General features: G+C 70.8%; 12 protein-coding genes. 8 read left to right on the top strand and 4 right to left on the bottom strand.

All coding sequences use genetic code 11. The annotated features are described in order from the left end of the window. The first annotated feature begins 9 nt into the window (after positions 1-9). Positions 10-981, top strand: coding sequence for a zinc-binding dehydrogenase (locus ABZX61_RS48415; RefSeq protein WP_355205387.1), 972 nt, complete (start codon positions 10-12; stop codon positions 979-981). Between the two features lie 27 nt (positions 982-1,008). Here ABZX61_RS48415 and ABZX61_RS48410 read toward each other — a convergent pair whose 3' ends face one another. Next, on the bottom strand, positions 1,009-1,785 hold the full coding sequence (locus tag ABZX61_RS48410) for a methyltransferase domain-containing protein (protein ID WP_355205382.1): 777 nt from the start codon (positions 1,783-1,785) through the stop codon (positions 1,009-1,011). 68 nt (positions 1,786-1,853) lie between these two features. On the opposite strand from ABZX61_RS48410, the gene ABZX61_RS48405 reads away from it, so the two are divergent. Next, positions 1,854-2,792, top strand: coding sequence for an LD-carboxypeptidase (locus tag ABZX61_RS48405; protein WP_355205379.1), 939 nt, complete (start codon positions 1,854-1,856; stop codon positions 2,790-2,792). Between the two features lie 104 nt (positions 2,793-2,896). Further along, positions 2,897-4,816 carry an N-acetylmuramoyl-L-alanine amidase gene (locus tag ABZX61_RS48400; RefSeq protein WP_355205376.1) on the top strand — a complete coding sequence of 640 codons (1,920 nt, stop codon included), beginning with the start codon at positions 2,897-2,899 and terminating at the stop codon, positions 4,814-4,816. Here ABZX61_RS48400 and ABZX61_RS48395 read toward each other — a convergent pair. Both ABZX61_RS48395 and glgP read right to left on the bottom strand, forming a co-directional pair. After that, on the bottom strand, positions 4,779-5,675 hold the full coding sequence (locus ABZX61_RS48395) for a MurR/RpiR family transcriptional regulator (RefSeq protein ID WP_350729495.1): 897 nt from the start codon (positions 5,673-5,675) through the stop codon (positions 4,779-4,781). The genes ABZX61_RS48400 and ABZX61_RS48395 overlap by 38 nt on opposite strands. Positions 5,676-5,728: 53 nt before the next feature. Further along, a complete protein-coding gene (gene glgP / locus ABZX61_RS48390) occupies positions 5,729-8,311 on the bottom strand; it encodes an alpha-glucan family phosphorylase (protein ID WP_355205373.1) in 2,583 nt (860 codons plus the stop codon). Between the two features lie 293 nt (positions 8,312-8,604). Here glgP and ABZX61_RS48385 point away from each other — a divergent pair, with 293 nt between their 5' ends. From ABZX61_RS48385 to ABZX61_RS48375, 3 genes are all read left to right on the top strand, one after another. Then, complete coding sequence (locus tag ABZX61_RS48385; protein WP_350729491.1) at positions 8,605-10,704, top strand: alpha-1,4-glucan--maltose-1-phosphate maltosyltransferase; 2,100 nt, start codon at positions 8,605-8,607, stop codon at positions 10,702-10,704. Positions 10,705-10,776: 72 nt separating this feature from the next. Then, complete coding sequence (gene treS / locus ABZX61_RS48380; RefSeq protein WP_355205370.1) at positions 10,777-12,480, top strand: maltose alpha-D-glucosyltransferase; 1,704 nt, start codon at positions 10,777-10,779, stop codon at positions 12,478-12,480. A gap of 3 nt (positions 12,481-12,483) precedes the next feature. Continuing rightward, complete coding sequence (locus tag ABZX61_RS48375; protein WP_355205367.1) at positions 12,484-13,809, top strand: aminoglycoside phosphotransferase; 1,326 nt, start codon at positions 12,484-12,486, stop codon at positions 13,807-13,809. A gap of 60 nt (positions 13,810-13,869) precedes the next feature. On the opposite strand, the gene ABZX61_RS48370 is transcribed toward ABZX61_RS48375, so the two are convergent. Then, a complete protein-coding gene (locus tag ABZX61_RS48370; RefSeq protein WP_355205364.1) occupies positions 13,870-14,703 on the bottom strand; it encodes an NAD(P)-binding domain-containing protein in 834 nt (277 codons plus the stop codon). 104 nt (positions 14,704-14,807) lie between these two features. Here ABZX61_RS48370 and ABZX61_RS48365 point away from each other — a divergent pair, with 104 nt between their 5' ends. Together ABZX61_RS48365 and glgB are read left to right on the top strand one after the other, a co-directional pair. After that, entirely contained in the window at positions 14,808-17,888 is a 3,081-nt protein-coding gene (locus ABZX61_RS48365) for a BTAD domain-containing putative transcriptional regulator (RefSeq protein ID WP_355205361.1), read from the top strand. Positions 17,889-17,991: 103 nt separating this feature from the next. Further along, positions 17,992-20,154: a 1,4-alpha-glucan branching protein GlgB gene (glgB, locus tag ABZX61_RS48360; protein WP_355205532.1), complete on the top strand. Its 2,163-nt coding sequence runs from the start codon at positions 17,992-17,994 to the stop codon at positions 20,152-20,154. The last annotated feature ends 99 nt before the right edge of the window (positions 20,155-20,253 follow it).

The raw sequence follows: 20,253 nt of genomic DNA, 5'->3' as shown, positions 1-20,253 counted from the left end.
GAGTGCGCCATGCATGCCGTCGTCCTGCACACCTTCGGCCCCGCCGAGAACCTCCGCTACGAGAGCGTGCCCGACCCCGAGCCGGGGCCCGGCCAGGTTCGCATCGCCGTCAAGGCGGCCGGGGTGCACCTGATCGAGACGACCATGCGGTCAGGGGCGACCGGTGGCATGACGCCGCCGCTGCCGGAGCTCCCGGCGATCTTCGGCGGCGAGGTGGCCGGACGCGTGGACCAGGTGGGTCCCGGGGTGGATCCGTCCTGGATCGGGCGAGATGTGGTGACCGCGCACGGCCGCCCCGGCGGCTACGCGGAGCTGGCGGTCGCGGACGTGACGTCCGTGCATCCGATCGCCTCCGGCTACGAGACGGCCGTGGCCATGGTCGTCACCGGGGTGACGGCGCTGCAGTTCCTGGACGTGGCCAAGCTGACCACTGACGACGTCGTGCTGGTGACCTCGGCGGCCGGCGGCATCGGGCGCCTGATCGTCCAGTACGCGCGCGGCCTCGGCGCCAGGGTGGTCGGCGCGGCGGGCGGGGCCGCGAAGGCGGCGGCCGTACGCGACCTCGGGGCGGACCTCGCCGTCGACTACGACCAGCCGGGCTGGGAGGAGACCGTCGCCAGGGAGCTGGGCGGCCGCGCGGTCACGGCCCTGCTCGACGGGGTCGGCGGCGACAGGGCGCGGGCCGCGTTCGGGCTGCTGGCCGACGGCGGCCGCTACGTCACCATCGGCAACGCCTCCCGGCAGGAGTTCCAGCCGGACCCCCGGGCGGTGGAGGAGCGCGGCCTCACCGTGATCAACGCCCTGATGCTGCTGCTCGGCGAGCCGAACACGCGGCCGGACTACGAGGTCAGGGCGCTGGCGGCGCTCGCCGACGGCACGCTGACGCCTGCCGTGCAGACGTTCCCGCTCGCGGAGGCGGCGGCCGCCCACGCCGCGCTCGAAAGCAGGCGTACGACGGGCAAGGTCGTGCTCATCCCTTAGCCGCGAATCCCCTTAGCCGCGAACCCCCTAAGCCGCGATTGCCTTGGCCGCGATGGCGTACTGCGGGTTCTCGGGACGGTAGGACGAGCCGACGACGGTGAACCCGGCCTCGGCCAGCCGCGCCTCCAGGTCGGCGGGGGTGAACGGCAGGAAGTCGATGGTGTGCCGGTGGTGGCTGAGCGTGCCGTCGGGGTGCTCCTGGACGAACAGGATCTCGGCCAGGCACGGCTCGTCGAAGCTCTCGGGGAAGGTCCAGACGTAGACGCAGGTGGACCGTACGCCGCCCCGCTCGCGCACCCGGTCGCCGACCACGATCCGCCGGCGCTCGCGATAGAGCAGCTCCCAGTTGCGGGAGTCGACGATCAGCGTGCCGGTCGGGGACAGCACCTGCCGCATCCCCGACAGCGCCGCCACCATGGCCTCGCGCGACCCCGTGTGGACGAGGGAGTTGCCCAGGCACAGCACCAGCTCGTACGGCCCGGTCACGGCGGCGGGCAGGTCCTCCCACCGGGACGTGAGCAGCTCCACGCCGGCGGGCACGCGGCGGCGCGCCTCCGCGACCATCTGCGGGCTGCCGTCGGTGGCGGTCACCCGGAACCCGGCGTGCGCCAGCGCCATGGCGTCCGCCCCGATGCCGCAGGCGCAGTCGAGCACGGGGGCGCCCGGCGGCAGGGCGTCGACCACGGCCTGGATGAACTCCCGGCGGGAGACGGACGTGCCGCCGATCACGCCCGGGGGATTCACGACCTCGTCGGCGAGGATCCAGTGGTAGTCGACGGCCAGGTCACGGTAGTAGTCCGACACGAGGCGAGCCTCGCACGATCATCGCAGCCGGTCCACCCAATAAAGCCCACCCAATAAGGTGCCAGGCGATGGACACCTTACGAGCTCCCCGCCTGATGTCCGGCGATCGCGTCCGGGTCGTCTCCCCCGCCTCCCCGCCCAACCCCGACCTGGTCGCCGCCGGAGTCGAGCTCCTCACCTCGTGGGGGCTCCGGGTCGAGCTGGCCGAGCACGTCTTCGACCAGTGGGGCTACATGGCGGGCCGCGACGAGGAGCGCGCCGCCGACCTGAACGACGCCTTCCGGGATCCGGGCGTACGGGCCGTGTTCGCGACGAGGGGCGGCAAGGGCGCGTACCGGATCGTGGACGACCTGGACTTCGACGCGCTCGCGCGGGACCCCAAACCCGTGATCGGCTTCAGCGACATCACCCACCTCCACCTGGCCGTGTGGCGGCACTGCCGCCTGGCGGGCCTGCACGGCCCCTTCGTCAACTGGAACGCGTCCGTCACGGGACCGGCGTCGGCCGAGGCGCTGCGCCGCGCGCTGATGACCACCGACCCCGTCACCGTCCACCGCGACCCGTCCGAGGTCACCGCGCAGGTCGGCGCGGCGGGCAGCGCCACGGGCACGCTGATCGGCGGCAACCTGAGCGCGGTCCGCACGCAGGTCGGCGCCGGGCTGCCCAGCCTGGAGGGAGCGATCCTCTTCCTGGAGGACAACCGCGGCACGGGTCTGGGCGAGGTCGACCGCACCCTGACGCAGCTGTCCCGCTCGGGAGCGCTCGACGGCGTTCGGGGCATCGCGCTCGGGCAGTTCCTGGGGTACGAGCAGGACGACGGCGACCCGACGCTGGGCGGCTGGGGCGTCGTGGACGTGCTGCGCGACCACCTCGACCGGCTCGGCGTCCCGATTCTCGGCGGCCTGCCGGCCGGGCACGGCGACAACCCGCCGACCATCCCCATCGGCACGGAGGCCACGATCGACACGGCCGCGGGCACCCTCACCGTGCAGGCCGCCGTCAGGTGATCCGCGTTAAGCGATGAAGAATCTCTTCGCAAAGATCTCGCTTACGAAGGAAAATGTTGAGACGCTGATCTGCACCAGGTGCCCCCAGCCCCAAGGAGTGGTTCATGCGCCGCCTATTGGCGATCTCCGCGGTCGCCGCGCTGCCCTTAACTTCTGGCATCGTTCCAGCTCACGCCCAGGAGCCCGCTGATCGGCAGCAGGCCTTCGCGGCCGCCGCGCAGGAGTTCAAGGTCCCCGAGAGCGTCCTGCTCGGCGTGTCCTACCTGGAGTCGCGGTGGGAGGCCCATGCCGGGCAGCCGTCCAACGACGCCGGGTTCGGGCCCATGCATCTCACCGACGCCACCGCGTACACCGCCTCCAACCATCACAGCGACGGAGAGGAGGATGCCCGGGGCGACGAGAACCGGCCCCTGCCCGCCCCCGAACCCCAGCAGTCCTCCGTCGCGATCCCCGCCTCCCTCCGCACCATGGAGAAGGCCGCGGAGCTCACCGGCGAGACCCACGAGCGACTGCGTACGGACGACGCCGCCAACATCCGGGGCGGCGCCGCGCTGCTCGCCGACTACCAGAAGGCGCTCGGCGCGCCGCTGAGCGACAACCCCGGCGAGTGGTACGGCGCCGTCGCCAAGTACTCCGGAGCCCGGGAGGACGGGGCGGCGAAGTTCTTCGCCGACGAGGTGTTCGCGACGATCAAGGACGGCGAAGCGCGCACCACGGACGACGGGCAGCGGGTCGCGCTCCCGGCCGTGCCGGACCTGGAGAAGATCGAGAAGTGGCTGGAGAAGCTCGGTCTGCGCCCGTCCAGGAAGGACGGCGTGGAGTGCCCGATCACCGTCTCCTGCGAGTGGATCCCGGCTGCCTACCAGGAGCTGCCCCCGAACAACTACGGGCACTACGACCTGGCGAACCGGCCGTTCAGCCAGAAGATCGAATACATCATCATCCATGACATGGAGGGATACTTCGACTCCTCCATCCGCCTGAACCAGGACCCGAAGTACGGCGCCAGCTGGCAGTACTCGGTGCGGTCCAGCGACGGCCACATCGCCCAGCACGTCAAGGGCAAGGACGTCGCCTGGCAGGCCGGCAACTGGTACGTCAACGCCAAGTCCATCGGCATCGAGCACGAGGGCTTCCTGGCCGAGGGCAGCACCTGGTACACCGAGGCGATGTACCGCTCGAGCGCCCGGCTGGTCCGCTACCTGGCGTTCAGGTACGGCATCCCGCTCGACCGCGCCCACATCCTGGGCCACGACAACGTCCCCGGCACGCTGCCCACGACCGTGAAGCAGATGCACGAGGACCCGGGCCCGTTCTGGGACTGGGCGCACTACTTCCAGCTGATGGGCGCCCCGTTGCACCGGTTCGGCGGGCCCAACTCCGGCTCGGTCATGATCAAGCCGGACTTCGCGACGAACAAGCCGTACTTCTACGGGTGTGACCGCAAGAACCCGGAGAACGCCTGCCCGCCGCTCCCCGCGAGCACGGTCTGGCTGCGCACCGAGCCGAGGGTGGACGCGCCGCTGGTCAAGGACATCGGCAAGCACCCCACGGGCGAGTCCCTCTACAGCGTGTACGACCACAGCGCCCGCGCCACCACCGGCCAGCGCTTCGCCGTGGCCGAGCGCCAGGGCGACTGGACGGCCATCTGGTACCTGGGTCAGAAGGCGTGGTTCCTCAACCCGGCGAGCGCGCCGACCGCCGTCCCGTCGGCCGGCCTCGTGGTCACCCCGAAGCCGGGCAAGGCCACCGTCCCGGTGTACGGCAGGGCGTACCCGGAGCAGGAGGCGTACCCGGCGGACATCCCGTACCAGGCGGTGACCCCGCTGCAGTACACGTTCTCGGCAGGCGAGAAGTACACGCTCGCCGGAGCGGCGCCCGCGGAGTACTACCGGGCGGTCACCTTCACCATGGACCAGGACCACAAGGTGGTCCGGGGCAAGACGAAGTACCTGCAGATCCAGTTCGGCCACCGCGTCATGTTCGTCAAGGCTGACGACGTGCAGGTGACGTTCTCCGGGTGAACTCCTTGACGGCGCGCCTGGTGCTCGCGAGCGCCTCCTGAGAGGAGTCGTACGTGCGCTGGGCGACGCCGACGAACACGCAGTCGACGACGAGGAGCTGGCTGATCCGGCTGGCCAGGGCGCCGGGACGGAACTCCGTCTCGCGCCCGGCGGAGATCAGCACGTGTTCGGCCAGCTCCGCGATGGACGAGCGCGGGTTGTTCGTGATGGCGACCGTGGTGGCCCCGGCCTCCTTGGCCCGGGTCAGCGGTTCGATCACGTCGGGCGTCTCCCCCGACGTGCTGATGCCGATCGCGACGTCGCCCTCCCTGAGCAGCACCGCGCTGGTCAGCGCCAGGTGCGCGTCCTGGAAGGCATGGCTGGACAGCCCGATGCGCAGCAGCTTCTGCGCGACGTCCTCGGCCACCAGCCCGGAGGCGCCCACGCCGTACGCGTCGATCCGCCGGGCACCCACGATGGCGTCCACGACCAGGCCCAGCCGCTCGGAGGTCAGCTGGGCCACGGTGTCGTTGATCGCCTCCGACTCGGCCCGCGCGACCTTCTGGATGACCTCCGACAAGGGGTCGTCCGGTGCCAGGTCGCCGGGCACGAGCCGGTCGGGCTGCGCGGCGGCAGCGGCTAAGGCCAGCCGGAGCTGCGGGTATCCCGCGAACCCGAGCAGCCTCGCCGTGCGCACGATCGTGGCCTCGCTGGTGCCCGAGGCGGCGGAGAGCTCCGTGATGGTGCTCCTGGCCACCGTCGCGGGGTCCTCCAGGATGAGCCGGGCGACGGTCTGCGCGGCCGGCGTCAGGGACGGCAGCACACCGCGGACCGTGGCCACCAGAGTGTCGGCCCGCATGCCGTTCCCGCTGTCGTCCACGTCCTGATTATGCCGTCCGTTTAACGCGATATGCCGTTCGCGGGTGCCCCTGATTAACGCAATGTGCCATTTGTCATGCCCACGGGCTCCTCCGGCACGGCGATCAGGCCGAGCTCGGCGGGGGTGGCCACGAGCGGGTGGAAGGGAACGACGCGCACGGTATATCCGAACGCTCCCGTCCGGTCGAGCGGCACCGTGCCCGTGTAGTGGGCCCGGCCGTCGTCGCCCGCCGACGCGACGGTCAGCTTCGCGTACGTCGGACGCATCAGCTCGTCGTGCGGCCCGACCTTGCCGTAGGCGGCCTCGACCAGCACGTCGTCAGGCTCCAGGTCGCCGAGCGCGATCGTGGCGTGCAGCTCGATGGAGGCGCCCACCTCAGGCGTGTCGCCCACGCCCGAGGCCTCGACGTGCTCGACGCGCACCCCGGGCCAGGCCCTGGTGACCCGGACCCGCCAGGCCGCGAACGCCTTCGCGGCCGCGTACGAGTCGGCCGACAGCGCGTTGGCCGCGGCGGCGGCCGGGTTGTACAGGTCGACCACGTAGTCCCGCAGCATGCGCCCGGCCAGCACCTTGTGGCCCAGCGAGGTGAGCGTGTGCTTGACCATCTCCAGCCAGCGCCGCGGCAGCCCGTCCACGGGACGGTCGTAGAACCGGTCGGACACCTCGTGCTCGATCAGGTCGTAGAGGGCGGCGGCCTCCAGCTCGTCGCGCCGGTCCGGGTCCGTCACGCCGTCGGCGGTCGGGATCGCCCAGCCGTTGGTGCCGTCGTACCACTCGTCCCACCAGCCGTCGCGGATCGACAGGTTGAGCCCGCCGTTCAGCGCGGACTTCATCCCCGAGGTGCCGGACGCCTCCAGGGGGCGCAGCGGGTTGTTCAGCCAGACGTCGCAGCCCTGGGTCATGAGCTGGCCGAGCGCCATGTCGTAGTCGGGCAGGAAGACGATGCGGTGGCGCACGTTCGCCTGATCGGCGAACTTGACGATCTGCTGGATCAGCTTCTTCCCGCCCTCGTCCGCGGGGTGCGCCTTGCCGGCGATCACGATCTGGACCGGCTTTTCCGGGTCGAGCAGCAGCTCGGTGAGCCGCCGGGGATCGCGCAGCATCAGCGTCAGCCGCTTGTAGGACGGCACCCGCCGGGCGAAGCCGATGGTCAGCACGTCGGGGTCGAGCGCGTCGTCGATCCACCCGAGCTCGGCGTCCGAGGCGCCGCGCTCCCGCCACGACCTGCGCAGGCGCACCCGGGCGCCCTCGACGAGCCGCTGCCGCAGCGTGCCCCTGATCTGCCAGAGGTCGGCGTCGGAGATCTTCTGGATGCCCTCCCAGCCGCGGGCCCGCTCCAGCAGCGAGGGCAGCTCGCGCTCGGCCAGCTCCATGAGCTCCCTGCCGACCCAGGTGGGCGCGTGCACGCCGTTGGTGATCGACCCGATCGGCACCTCGTCCACGTCAAATCCGGGCCAGAGATCCTTGAACATCTCCCGGCTGACCTTGCCGTGCAGCACGGAGACGCCGTTGACCCGCTGGGCCAGCCGCATGCCCATGACGGCCATGTTGAACCGGGTGGGATCGGCCTCGGCGCCCAGTGCCAGGATCCGCTCGACGGGCACGGTCGGCCAGGCGTTCGCGCCGCCGAAGTGGCGCTCGATCATGTCCACGGGGAACCTGTCGATGCCCGCGGGGACGGGCGTGTGCGTGGTGAACACCGTGCCCGCCCGCACCGCCTCCAGCGCCTCGTCGAACGAGAGCCGCGCCTCGGTGAGCTCGCGGATGCGCTCCAGGCCGAGGAAGCCGGCGTGCCCCTCGTTCGTGTGGAACACCTCGGGGTCGGCATGCCCGGTGATCTTGCAGTACGCCCTGATGGCGCGCACGCCGCCCACGCCCAGCAGCAGCTCCTGCATGAGCCGGTGGTCGGTGCCCCCGCCGTAGAGGCGGTCGGTGATGTCGCGGGCGGCCGTGTCGTTCTCGGCCACGTCGGAGTCGAGCAGCAGCAGCGGCACCCGTCCGACCTGCGCCACCCACACCTGCGCGTGCAGCTCGCGCTCGCCCGGCAGGGCGAGGCGGATCTTGACCGTCTCGCCGGCGGCGTCCTTCAGCAGGCTGAGCGGCAGGCCGCCCGCGTCGAGCGACGGGTAGTGCTCCAGCTGCCAGCCCTCCGGCGACAGCGACTGCGTGAAGTAGCCGTGGCGGTAGAGCAGGCCGACCGCGAGGATCGGCACGCCCAGGTCGCTGGCGGCTTTGAGGTGGTCTCCGGCCAGGATGCCGAGGCCGCCCGAATACTGCGGGAGGGCGGCGGCGATGCCGTATTCAGGGGAGAAGTACGCGATGGCCCGCGCCCCGTCGGGAAGCGTCTGGTACCAGCGCGGGGAGGTCATGTATTCGCGGAGGTCGTCGGCCGCGTCGGCGAGGCGGCGCAGGAAGCGGCGATCTGCGGCCAGCTCGCTGAGCCGAGCGGGGGTGACGGCGCCGAGCAGGGCCACGGGGTCGTGCCCCACCTGCTCCCAGAGGGCGGCGTCCACCTCCGCGAAGAGGTCCAGCGTCTCCGGGTGCCAGGACCAGCGGAGATTATGGACGAGCTCGCCGAGGGCGGCCAGCTCCGCGGGCAGGACGGTGCGGACGGTAAACCGGCGGATTGCTCTCACGTTTCTGCACCCTACGGGCTAGGAGGGACCTCTCAGTCCTTCACCCCCAAGAAGACCGTTCAAACCCCTTCCGGGAACAAGCATGAAGACGGACGATTGGGGCAACTTTCCTGAATGTTGGCACTCCCGCGGACACACTCGGGAGGTCTATCCGCTGCTGTCCACAATTTACATGCAAGGATCGTTCCGACCACGGTGGTTCGCTTCCAGCGGCCCATCGCCGGGACGCGGAGTCTGCACCCACGGAAAGCCTCCGGCGGCACCGAGCGCGCCGTCGCCAACCCTTGAATGCGATGATCGGACGAATTCCCATCACGGACATCTCCCCCGTCGTCGACTGCGGGCAGTGGCCCGCCAAGGCGGTCGCCGGCGAGACCTTCGAGGTCTCGGCGACCGTGTTCAGAGAGGGCCACGACGCCGTGGCCGCGGGCGTGGTGCTCACCTCGCCCGATGGGCAGCGTGCCCGTCTGAGACGGATGCGCGAGCTCGCCCCCGGCACCGACCGCTGGGGCGTGGAGGTCTCCCTTCCCGCCGAGGGTGACTGGCTGTTCCGGGTAGAGGCCTGGAGCGACCCGATCAGCACATGGCTGCACGACGCCGAGATCAAGATCCCGCGCGGCATGGACGTCGATCTGATGTGCGAGGAGGGCGCCCGGCTGTTCGAGCGGGCGGCGAAGGCCGTGCGCACGGCCGACTGCCCCAACGGCAAGCCCAAGAACGGCTCGAACGGCTCCAACGGCGGCTCGAACGGCCGCTCCAAGGGGAACGGCAACGGCGACAGCGCCTGCGGGCACCGTGCCGCCCTGCTGTCGGTCTCCGCCACGCTGCGCGACGAGGACCTGGACCCCAGGGCCCGGCTGTCGATCGCGCAACTGCCGGAGACGGCCGCGCTGCTGGAGTCGCACCCGTTCCGGGAGCTGGTGACCAGGTCCAAGTCGAACAAGATCAGGGTGGACCGGCGCCGGGCGCTGTACGGCTCCTGGTACGAGTTCTTCCCCAGGTCGGAAGGCGCGGTCGTCAACGAGCTCGGCATCTCCAAATCCGGAAATTTCCAGACTGCTGCCAAGCGCCTCCCCGCCATCGCCAAGATGGGCTTCGACGTCGTCTACCTGCCGCCGATCCACCCCATCGGCGCGACGTTCCGCAAGGGCCGCAACAACACGCTCAGTCCCGAGCCCGACGAGCCCGGCTCCCCCTGGGCCATCGGCTCCGAGGACGGCGGCCACGACGCCATCCATCCCGACCTGGGCACGTTCGAGGACTTCGACGTGTTCGTCGGCCGCGCCAAAGAGCTGGGCATGGAGATCGCGCTCGACCTCGCGCTCCAGTGCTCGCCCGATCACCCGTGGGTGAAGGAGCACCCCGAGTGGTTCACGATCAGGGCCGACGGCTCCATCGCCTACGCCGAGAACCCGCCGAAGAAGTATCAGGACATCTACCCGGTCAACTTCGACAAGGACCCCGAGGGCATCTACGCCGAGGTCAAGCGGGTGCTGATGCGCTGGATGGCCCACGGCGTGCGGATCTTCCGGGTGGACAACCCGCACACGAAGCCGGTCGGGTTCTGGGAGCGGCTGCTGGCCGACGTGCACACCACCGACCCCGACGTGATCTTCCTGTCGGAGGCGTTCACCAGGCCCCCGATGCTGCGCATGCTGGGCAAGGTCGGCTTCCACCAGTCCTACACGTACTTCACCTGGCGCAACACCAAGCCCGAGGTGGAGTCGTACCTCATGGAGCTCTCCCACGAGACTCCCACCTACGTGCGCCCCAACCTCTTCGTGAACACGCCGGACATCCTGCACGAATACCTGCAGCACGGCGGCATCCCCGCCTTCAAGATCAGGGCGGTGCTGGCGGCGCTCGGCTCGCCGAGTTGGGGGGTTTACTCCGGATATGAGCTTATAGAGAACATTCCGGTACGCCCCGGCAGCGAGGAATACCTCGATAGCGAGAAATATCAGTACAAACCTCGTGATTGGGTTACCGCCGAACGTGAGGGGTGGAGCCTGGCGCCCTTCATCACCCACCTGAATTTGTTCCGAAGAGCGCATCCCGCACTGCAGGAATTGCGTAATCTACGGATCCACAGGGTCGACCAGCCGGACATCGTCTGCTTCTCGAAGCGGCTTCCCGGCGCCTATGATCCGGCCACGCGCAGGCACGGGCCGGGCGACGTGGTGCTGGCGGTCGTCAACCTGGATCCGCACCATACCCACGAGGCGACCGTAGAACTTGACCTTCCTGCCATCGGACTCGACTGGAACGCCGAGTTCGTCGTGGACGACGAACTCTCGGGTGAGTCGTACCGCTGGCGGCAGAGCAACTACGTACGCCTCGATCCCCACATCCAGCCTGCCCATATCCTCACCGTCCGAGCCGCTCCACGGTAAGAACTGAATTCAGCGGGGAGTCTTCAACGTGTGTGAAAGCGCCTCCGTCATGAGCCACTCCCGGAGTGGCTCATGAGCTCAACCACACCCATTCCCAACACCTTTGACGAGGAAAAGCCGCGCGATCCGTACTGGTACAAACGCGCGGTTTTCTACGAGGTCCTGATCCGGGGTTTCGCCGACTCCAACGGCGACGGGACGGGCGACATCAGAGGTCTCATCGACAAGCTCGACTACCTCCAGTGGCTCGGGGTCGACTGCCTCTGGCTGCTGCCGCTCTTCGAGTCGCCACTGCGCGACGGCGGCTACGACATCGCGGACTTCATGAAGATCCTGCCCGAGTTCGGGGACCTGGGAGACTTCGTGAAGCTCGTGGACGAGGCGCACAAACGCGGCATGCGCGTCATCGCCGACCTCGTCATGAACCACACCAGCGACGCCCACCCGTGGTTCCAGGCCTCGCGCCACGACCCCGAGGGGCCGTTCGGCGACTTCTACGTCTGGTCCGACTCCGATGAGAAGTACCAGGACGCCCGGATCATCTTCATCGACACCGAGACGTCCAACTGGACCTACGACCCGGTGCGCGGCCAGTACTACTGGCACCGCTTCTTCCACCACCAGCCGGACCTCAACTACGAGAACCCGGACGTGCAGGAGGCCATGCTGGAGGTCCTGCGCTTCTGGCTGGACCTGGGCATCGACGGGTTCCGGCTGGACGCGGTGCCGTACCTCTTCGAGGAGGAGGGCACCAACTGCGAGAACCTGCCGAGGACCCACGAGTACCTCAAGCGGATCAGGGCCGAGATCGACCGGATCTACCCCGACCGGGTGCTGCTCGCCGAGGCCAACCAGTGGCCGTCGGACGTGGTCGAGTACTTCGGCGACCCGGTGGGCGGCGGGGACGAGTGCCACATGGCCTTCCACTTCCCGCTGATGCCGCGCATCTTCATGGCCGTACGCCGGGAGTCTCGCTACCCCATTTCCGAAATCTTGGCGCAAACGCCGAAAATTCCGGAGCACTGCCAGTGGGGGATCTTCCTCCGTAACCACGACGAGCTGACGCTCGAGATGGTCACGGACGAGGAGCGCGACTACATGTACGCCGAGTACGCCAAGGACCCCCGCATGCGGGCGAACGTCGGCATCCGCCGCCGCCTGGCGCCCCTGCTGGAGAACGACCGCAACCAGATCGAGCTGTTCACCGCGCTGCTCCTGTCGCTGCCCGGCTCCCCCGTGCTCTACTACGGCGACGAGATCGGCATGGGCGACAACATCTGGCTCGGCGACCGCGACGGCGTGCGCACGCCCATGCAGTGGGACCCCGACCGCAACGCCGGCTTCTCCGACTGCGACCCCGGCCGGCTCTACCTGCCGGTCATCATGGACCCGATCTACGGCTACCAGGGCCTCAACGTCGAGGCCCACCAGCGCAACGCCGGCTCGCTGCTGCACTGGACCAAGCGCATGATCGAGATCCGCAAGCGGCACCCGGTGTTCGGGCTGGGCGGTTACGCGGAGCTCAACTCCTCCAACCCCAGCGTGCTCGCGTTCGTCAGGGAGCTGGGGGACGACCGGATGCTCTGCGTGAACAATCTGTCACGCTTCCCCCAGCCGGTCGAGCTTGACCTGCGGAGATTCGTCGGCGTCTCCCCCGTGGAGACGATGGGTGGGGTCCCATTCCCGGCAATTGGCGAACTACCGTATCTTTTGACGCTTCCTGGGCATGGGTTCTACTGGTTCACACTCCCGCCGGCCATCACCCAGGAGGAGTAGGACGTGCTGAGCGAGCCCCTTGCCGCATGGATCGGTCGTCAGCGTTGGTTCGGCGGCAAGGGGCGGGTGATCGACGAGTTGTCGATCGAATCGGACGTCGAACTGACGTCCGGGCTCAGACATCTGATCGTCGCCGTGTGGCAGGAAGGCTCGCGCGACCGCTACCAGATCCTGCTCGGCGAGCGGGCAGAGCTCCCCGACCGCCTCTCCCACGCCCTCATCGGCACCATCGGCGACACCTACCTCTACGACGCCGTCCACGACTCCGAGCGCATGAGCTGGCTCCTCGAAGGCATGGCCCACGACGTGAGCGGCAACGGCCTGCGCCTGCGCCACGTGCCGGAGGCCGCCATCGACACCTCCCAGCGCAGCCTGGTGCTGGGGGCCGAGCAGTCCAACACCTCGCTCGTGTTCGGAGACGCGTACATCTGCAAGCTCTTCCGCCGCCTCATCCCCGGCGTCAACCCCGAGCTGGAGATCGTCACGGCGCTGGCGGCCAGGGGCGCGCCGCACGTCGCGCAGCCGTACGGGTGGATCGAGACGGACCTCGACGGCACCGACACCACGCTCGGCTTCATGCAGGAGTTCCTGTCCAACGCCAACGACGGCTGGGACCTCGCCCTGGCCAGCGTCCGCGACCTGTACGCGTCGCTGCCCGAGGTGCCGGCGGCCGAGGCGGGCGGCGACTTCGCGGCCGAGTCGCTGCGGCTCGGCAGCGCCAGCGCGCGGGTGCACCACGAGCTGGCCGCGGCCTTCCCCACGGACGTCATCGAGTCGCACGAGGTCAAGCGCATGGCCGAGGCGTTCCGGCGGAAACTGGGCCGGGCCGCCGCGGAGGTGCCCGAGCTGCGCCGGCATGTGACCGCCATCGAGGACGCCTACCACCAGGTGGAGCTGCTCACCCACGAGGTGCCCGTGCAGCGGGTTCACGGCGACTTCCATCTGGGCCAGGTCATGCGCACGCCCACGGACTGGGTGGTGCTGGACTTCGAGGGCGAGCCCGGGCAGCCGCTGGCCGAGCGCAGGGCGCTGTACTCGCCGCTGCGGGACGTGGCGGGGATGCTGCGCTCGTTCGACTACGCGGCCAGGCACCTGCTGGCCGGCCACTCCCAGGCCGAGCGGCTGGAGCCGCGGGCCCAGGAGTGGGCGGACCGCAACCGGGCGGCGTTCCTGGAGGGCTACGCCGAGGGCGGCGGCGTGATCTCGCGGAGCGACGCGGCGCTGCTGCGGGCGTTCGAGCTGTCCAAGGCGGTGTACGAGGTCGTCTACGAGGCCCGTAACCGCCCGTCGTGGATCTCCATCCCCCTGGCCGCCTTCCGCCCCCGCTAGAGCCCCTCCCCACTAGAGCCCCACCCCGCCTGAGCCCCTCCCCTCCAGAGTCCCTCCGCGTTAGAGCTCCTCCACCAGCCCCGACAGGCCCTCGTGGCTGAGACCGCGGGCCACGCGCCGGTCGATGACGGTCTTCATGGGCAGGAGCAGGTCCGGCTTGACGCCCTGCTCCTCGAAGGCGCGGACGAGGTTCTCCATGCCCGCCCTGTTGACCTCCAGGTTGGACACCTCGGTCCGGTAGTCGCCCGACTCGATCTCCGCCGCCCAGCGGGGCAGCATCGAGCCCATCGCGTTGAGCCACGGGACCAGCAGTTCCGCGGTGAACTCCGTCAACGGGTATTTCGCCGACCTCACCAGGGCGAGGGCTTCCAGGGAGCCGGCCATCTGGCCGTACATGCCGGTCAGCATGGCCAGGTCGAGCAGCGGGGCCATGCCGGGGTCGTCGCCGGTGTAGCGGGCCCCGGCCATGGCCCCGAACGCCTGCTCATAGCGCTCGAACGCCGGCTGCGAGCCGCTGTAGAGGATGAGCGCCCCCGGCTTGGCGATCATCTGAGGCACCGCCATGATGCCCCCGTCCAGGTAGTCGCCGCCGCGCTCGCCCACCCAGGCCGCCATCTCGCGGGCCTCGGCGGGGCGGCCGGTGGTGAGGTTGGCGACGACGTGGCCCGCCAGCGGGACGTCCCTGAGCGTCTCCAGGACGGAGGGGTAGTCAAGCAGGCAGATGATCACCAGCGGGCTCGCCTCGACGGCCTGCGCCGGGGTGGCCGCGCGGGTCGCGCCCTTGGCGACGAGGGGGTCGGCCTTGGCCGGCGTACGGTTCCACACGGTGACGCGGTGGCCCACCTCGATGAGGCTCGCCGCAAGCGCGGTGCCCATGAGACCGAGGCCGAGCACGGAGATATTTTCCGACATTTCAGTGTTCTCTCTGAGTAGGAGTGATGCGTTCACCCTCCAGGTGCGCGGTTATGGTCTGATTCGGAGTCGGTTATGGGGGCGGGATGCGGTTCGGGGTGCTGGGCCCGCTCGCGGTGTGGACCGCGGACGGGGAGCCGGTCAAGGTGCCGGAGGTCAAGGTCCGGGCGCTCCTCGCCGACCTGCTGATCCACGCCGGCCGCCCCGTCTCCGCGGACCGGCTGATCGAGGACCTCTGGGGCGACCGTCCCCCGGCGAACGCGTCCGGCGCCCTCCGGGTGAAGGTGTCGCAGCTGCGCCGGGCGGTCGGCGGGCTGGTCGCGTACCGGGCGCCCGGGTACGTGCTGCACGTGGAGCCGGCCTCCGTGGACGCCGGCCTGTTCGAGACGTTGATCGGGCGCGCGCAGCGGGCCTCCGGCCCGGAGGAGCGGGCCGCGCTGCTGCGCGAGGCGCTCGGGCTGTGGCGTGGGGACGCCTACGCCGAGTTCGCCGACGAGCCGTTCGCCCTGGCGGCCGTGGCCCGGCTGGGCGAGCAGCGGCTGGCGGCCCTGGAGGAGCTGGCCGAGGCGCGGCTCGGGCTCGGTGAGCACGTCCTGCTCGCGGCCGAGCTGGCCTCACTGGTGGCCGAACATCCGCTGCGCGAACGGCTGCGCGCCGCGCACGTACGGGCCCTCTACCTGGCCGGGCGGCAGAGCGAGGCGCTGACCGGCTACGAGGAGCTGCGGCGGCGCCTGTCGGAGGAAATGGGCCTGGACCCCGGGCCGGAGCTGGCGGCCCTGCACCAGGCGATCCTGCGGCAGGACCCGTCCCTGGGCCCGGTCGCGCGCTCCCGCGGCAACCTCCCCGCGCCCTTGACGAGCCTGGTGGGCCGGGACGAGGCGGTGGCCGAGGTCCGCTCGCTGCTGCGGGCCGGCCGCCTGGTGACGCTCACCGGCCCCGGCGGCGTCGGCAAGACCCGCCTGGCCCTGGCCGCCTCCTCGGGTACGGGTGGCGGGGACGTGTGGCTGGTCGAGCTGGCCGCGCTGCGGCCGCGGGCGGCGGAGGTCGAGGTGGCCGAGGCGATCGCGGCCGTGCTCGGCCTGCGCGACGACACGGCCGGGCCGGGCGCTCCGTACGAGAGCGCGGTCGAGCGGATCGCGGGGGCGCTGGCGGGCGGGGAGACGCTGCTCGTGCTGGACAACTGCGAGCACGTCGTCGAGCAGGTCGCCGCGCTGGCCGGGCGGCTGCTCCAGGCCGCTCCCGGGTTGCGGATCCTCGCCACCAGCCAGGAGTCGCTGCGGATCGGGGGCGAGGCCCTGTGGAGCGTGCCGCCGCTGACGCGCGAGGCGGCGGTGGAGCTGTTCGCGGCGCGGGCCGGGGTGGAGCCCGACGCGGACGTGGCGGAGATCTGCGCCCGCCTGGACGGCCTGCCGCTGGCGCTGGAGCTGGCCGCGTCGAGGATGCGGGCGCTGACGCCGCGCCAGCTCGCCGACCGGCTGGACGACCGCTTCAGGCTGCTCGCATCGGGTCTGCGCGGGGCTCCGGCCAGGCAGCGGACGCTGCGGGCGATGATCGACTGGAGCTGGGAGCTGCTGACCGGCCCCGAGCGCGTCGTGCTCCGGCGGCTGGCCGCGCACGCCGACGGGAGCACGCTGGAGGCCGCCGAGGAGGTGTCCGCCGACCCCGGCGTGGACGTCCTCGACGTGCTGGCCAGGCTCGTTGACCGCTCGCTGGTCGTCCGCGTGCGGGCGCCCGGGGCCGAGCCGCGGTACCGGCTGCTGGAGTCGGTCTCGGCCTACTGCCTGGAACGGCTGGAGGAGGCCGGCGAGCTGGACGAGGTGCGGCTCAGGCACGCCGCGTACTACACGGCGCTCGCCGAGCGGGCGGAGCCGTACCTGCGGGGGCACGGGCAGCGGGACGCGCTCGCGCTGCTGGACGCCGAGAGCGCCAACCTGCGGGCGGCGCTGGAGACGGCGGTGCGGCTGGCCCGGCCCGGCGAGGCGGTGCGGCTGGTGAACGCCATGGCCTGGTACTGGGTGCTGCGCGGCAGGCTCGGCGAGGGACAGCGGGCGCTGGAGGCCGCGCTGTCCGTCCCGGACGCCGCCGGGCCCGGCGCCGCGCAGGCGAGGGTGTGGCTGGCCGGGCTCCGGATGCTGGCGGGATGGCTGCGGCCGCCGGACGACGAGGTGTTCGAGGCCATCGAAGGGCGGTCGGCGCGGGCCAGGGCGCGGTGGTTCATCGGGTACGCGATGTTCGGCTACGACGATCTGTCGGCCAGCCGGGCCCTGATCGAGCGGGCGCTGGAGACGTTCCAGGAACTGGGTGACAAGTGGGGCACCGGCGCGGCGCTGAACGTGCTGGCCCGCTACGCCGCCACCCGCGGTGACCTGGCGGCGCTGCGGCGGGACGGCGAGCGGGGGCTGGCGCTGTTCAGGGAGCTCGGCGACCGGTGGGGCGAGCTGCGGGCCGCCGAGAACCTCGGCACGCTCGCCGAGATCACCGGCGACTACGAGCGGGCCACCGAGCTGCGCGCGGACGGCCTGCGGATGGCGGAGGAGCTCGGGCTGTGGAGCTCGGTGTCCGACGCGCTGTCCCGGTTGGGGCGGATCGCCCTGCTGACGGGCGACCACGCGCGGGCCGACGACTATCACGAGCGGGCCAGGCGGCTGGCCGTGGAGCAGTCGAACCGTCCGGCCGAGGAGTTCGCGGAGCTGGGCCTGGCGCTCGCGGCGCGGCGGCAGGGGCGCCTCGACGAGGCCGAGCGGCGGCTGCGGGCCTGGCTGGGCTGGGTCAGGGAGGTGGCCGGCGAGCCGGGGGCGGCGCTGATCCTGGCCGAGCTGGGGTTCGCGGCCGAGCAGCGGGGCGACGCGACCGCCGCCCTGGAGCTGCAACTGGAGGGGCTCAGAGCGGCCCGCAGGGTCGGCGATCCGCGGGCCACCGCGCTCGCGCTGGAAGGGCTGGCGGGCGCGCGTGCTCTGGACGGACGCCACGAGGAGGCGGCGCTGCTGCTGGGCCGGGCGGCGGCGCTGCGGGCGGCCTCGGGCGCGCCGCTCCCCGCCGGGGAACGGGGCGACGTCGACCGGATCACCGCCGCGGTGCGGGCGGCCCTGGGTCAGGAGGCGCTCGACACGGCTCTGGCACGCGGCGCGGAGTCGGAGCCGGAGAGGCTGGATCCAAGCCTGGTATGAGGCAGGTTAAACCCAGGATTTCGCACTTTCGGTGATTGTCTCGGTGAAAGCGGGCAGTGCCTGGGATGGACGGTCATCATAGGGCAAGGTTGGGAGCATGCCGATGAGGACAGAGCTCGACCGCCTCGCGGGTGGGGCACACCACGATCCGCACTCCGTGCTGGGGGCGCATCCCGTGTCCGGCGGGGTGGTCTTCCGCACGCTGCGCCCGCTGGCCGAGCGGGTGCGGGTGGTGCTGGAGGACGGCACGGCCCACGACATGAAACACCAGGCCCACGGGGTGTTCGAGGTCACCGTCCCCGGCCTGGACAAGGTGCCCGGCTACGCGCTGAGCGTCAAGTACGCCGACCACGACCCGTACGAGGTCCGCGACCCCTACCGGCACTGGCCCACGCTCGGCGAAGTGGACCTGCACCTCATCGGCGAGGGGCGGCACGAGCGGCTGTGGGAGGCGCTCGGCGCCCGCGTGATGGAGCACGAGGACGTCGAGGGCACGGCGTTCGCCGTCTGGGCGCCCAACGCGCGCGGCATCCGGGTCGTCGGCGACTTCAACCACTGGGACGGCACCGCCTACCCGATGCGGTCGCTGGGCCGCTCCGGCGTGTGGGAGCTGTTCGTCCCGGACGTCGGCGCGGGCGAGCGGTACAAGTTCCAGATCCTGGGCGCCGACGGCGTGTGGCGTGACAAGGCCGACCCGATGGCCAGGCGCACCGAGGTGCCGCCGCTGACCGCCTCCGTCGTCGACAGGTCCGCCTACGCCTGGGCGGACGACCAGTGGGTGGCGGACCGGGCCGAGAGCCATCCGCAGGACGGGCCGATGAGCATCTACGAGGTGCACCTGGGGTCCTGGCGGCCGGGCCTGTCGTACATGGAGCTGGCCGAGCAGCTGTCCGCGTACGTGGTCGACATGGGGTTCACCCACGTGGAGCTGCTGCCGGTGGCCGAGCACCCGTTCGGCGGGTCGTGGGGCTACCAGGTGACGTCCTATTACGCGCCGACGGCCAGGTTCGGCACGCCCGACGAGTTCCGCCACTTCGTGGACCTGATGCACCGGCGCGGCGTCGGCGTGCTGCTGGACTGGGTGCCTGCGCACTTCCCGATGGACGACTGGGCGCTGGCGCGCTTCGACGGCACCCCCCTCTACGAGCACGCCGACCCGGCCAGGGGCGAGCACCCGGACTGGGGCACGTACGTGTTCGACTTCGGCCGCAGGGAGGTGCGCAACTTCCTGGTGGCCAACGCGCTCTACTGGCTCAAGGAGTTCCACATCGACGGGCTGCGGGTGGACGCGGTGGCGTCGATGCTCTACCTCGACTACTCGCGGCGCGAGGGCGAGTGGACGCCCAACGTCTACGGCGGCAGGGAGAACCTCGACGCGGTCGAGTTCCTCAAGGAGATGAACTCCGTCGTCTACCGGGAGACGCCCGGCATCTCGACCGTCGCCGAGGAGTCGACGGCCTGGCCGGGGGTCTCGCGCCCGGTGCACCTGGGCGGGCTCGGGTTCGGGTTCAAGTGGAACATGGGGTGGATGCACGACACGCTCGAATACCTGCGCCACGAGCCGATCTTCCGCCAGTACCACCACCATCAGCTGACGTTCTCGCTGCTGTACGCGTACTCCGAGAACTACGTGCTGCCGCTGTCCCACGACGAGGTCGTGCACGGCAAGGGGTCGCTGCTCGGGAAGATGCCCGGGGACGAGTGGCAGCGGTTCGCGCAGCTGCGGGCGCTGCTGGCGTTCATGTGGGCGCATCCGGGGAAGCAGCTGCTGTTCATGGGCGGCGAGTTCGGCCAGGGCTCGGAGTGGTCGGAGGAGCGCGGGCTCGACTGGTGGGTGCTGGAGTTCGACGGGCACCAGGGCGTGCAGCGGCTGGTCCGCGACCTGAACCGGATCTACAAGGAGACCCCGGCGCTGTGGCAGCAGGACTCCAAGCCCGAGGGGTTCCGGTGGATCGACGCCGACGACGCCTCCGGTAACACGTTCTCGTTCGTCCGCTACGCCGACGACGGGTCCGCGCTGGCGTGCGTCATCAACTTCAGCGGCGCGCCGCACGAGAGCTACCGGCTCGGCCTCCCCTACTCCGGCCAGTGGTCGGAGATCGTCAACACCGACGCCTACGACTACTGGGGCAGCGGCGTGGGCAACATGGGCGTGGTCGAGGCCGACGACGAGCCGTGGCACGGGCTGCCGCATTCGACCACGCTGAGGGTGCCGCCGCTCGGCGCGGTGTGGCTCACGCACGAGGGGGAAACGCTGAACGTTTGAGGTGCGCCCGCTGAAAGTTCGGTGAGAAACCGGGCCGGAGACCTGTCTCTGTCCGGAAAATCACCCTAAACTCCGAGATCATCCCCCTCTCGGAGGACG

The organism is Nonomuraea sp. NPDC003709 (assembly GCF_040610775.1).
Taxonomy (GTDB): domain Bacteria; phylum Actinomycetota; class Actinomycetes; order Streptosporangiales; family Streptosporangiaceae; genus Nonomuraea; species Nonomuraea angiospora_A.
This window is presented reverse-complemented; position numbering and strand designations above follow the sequence as displayed.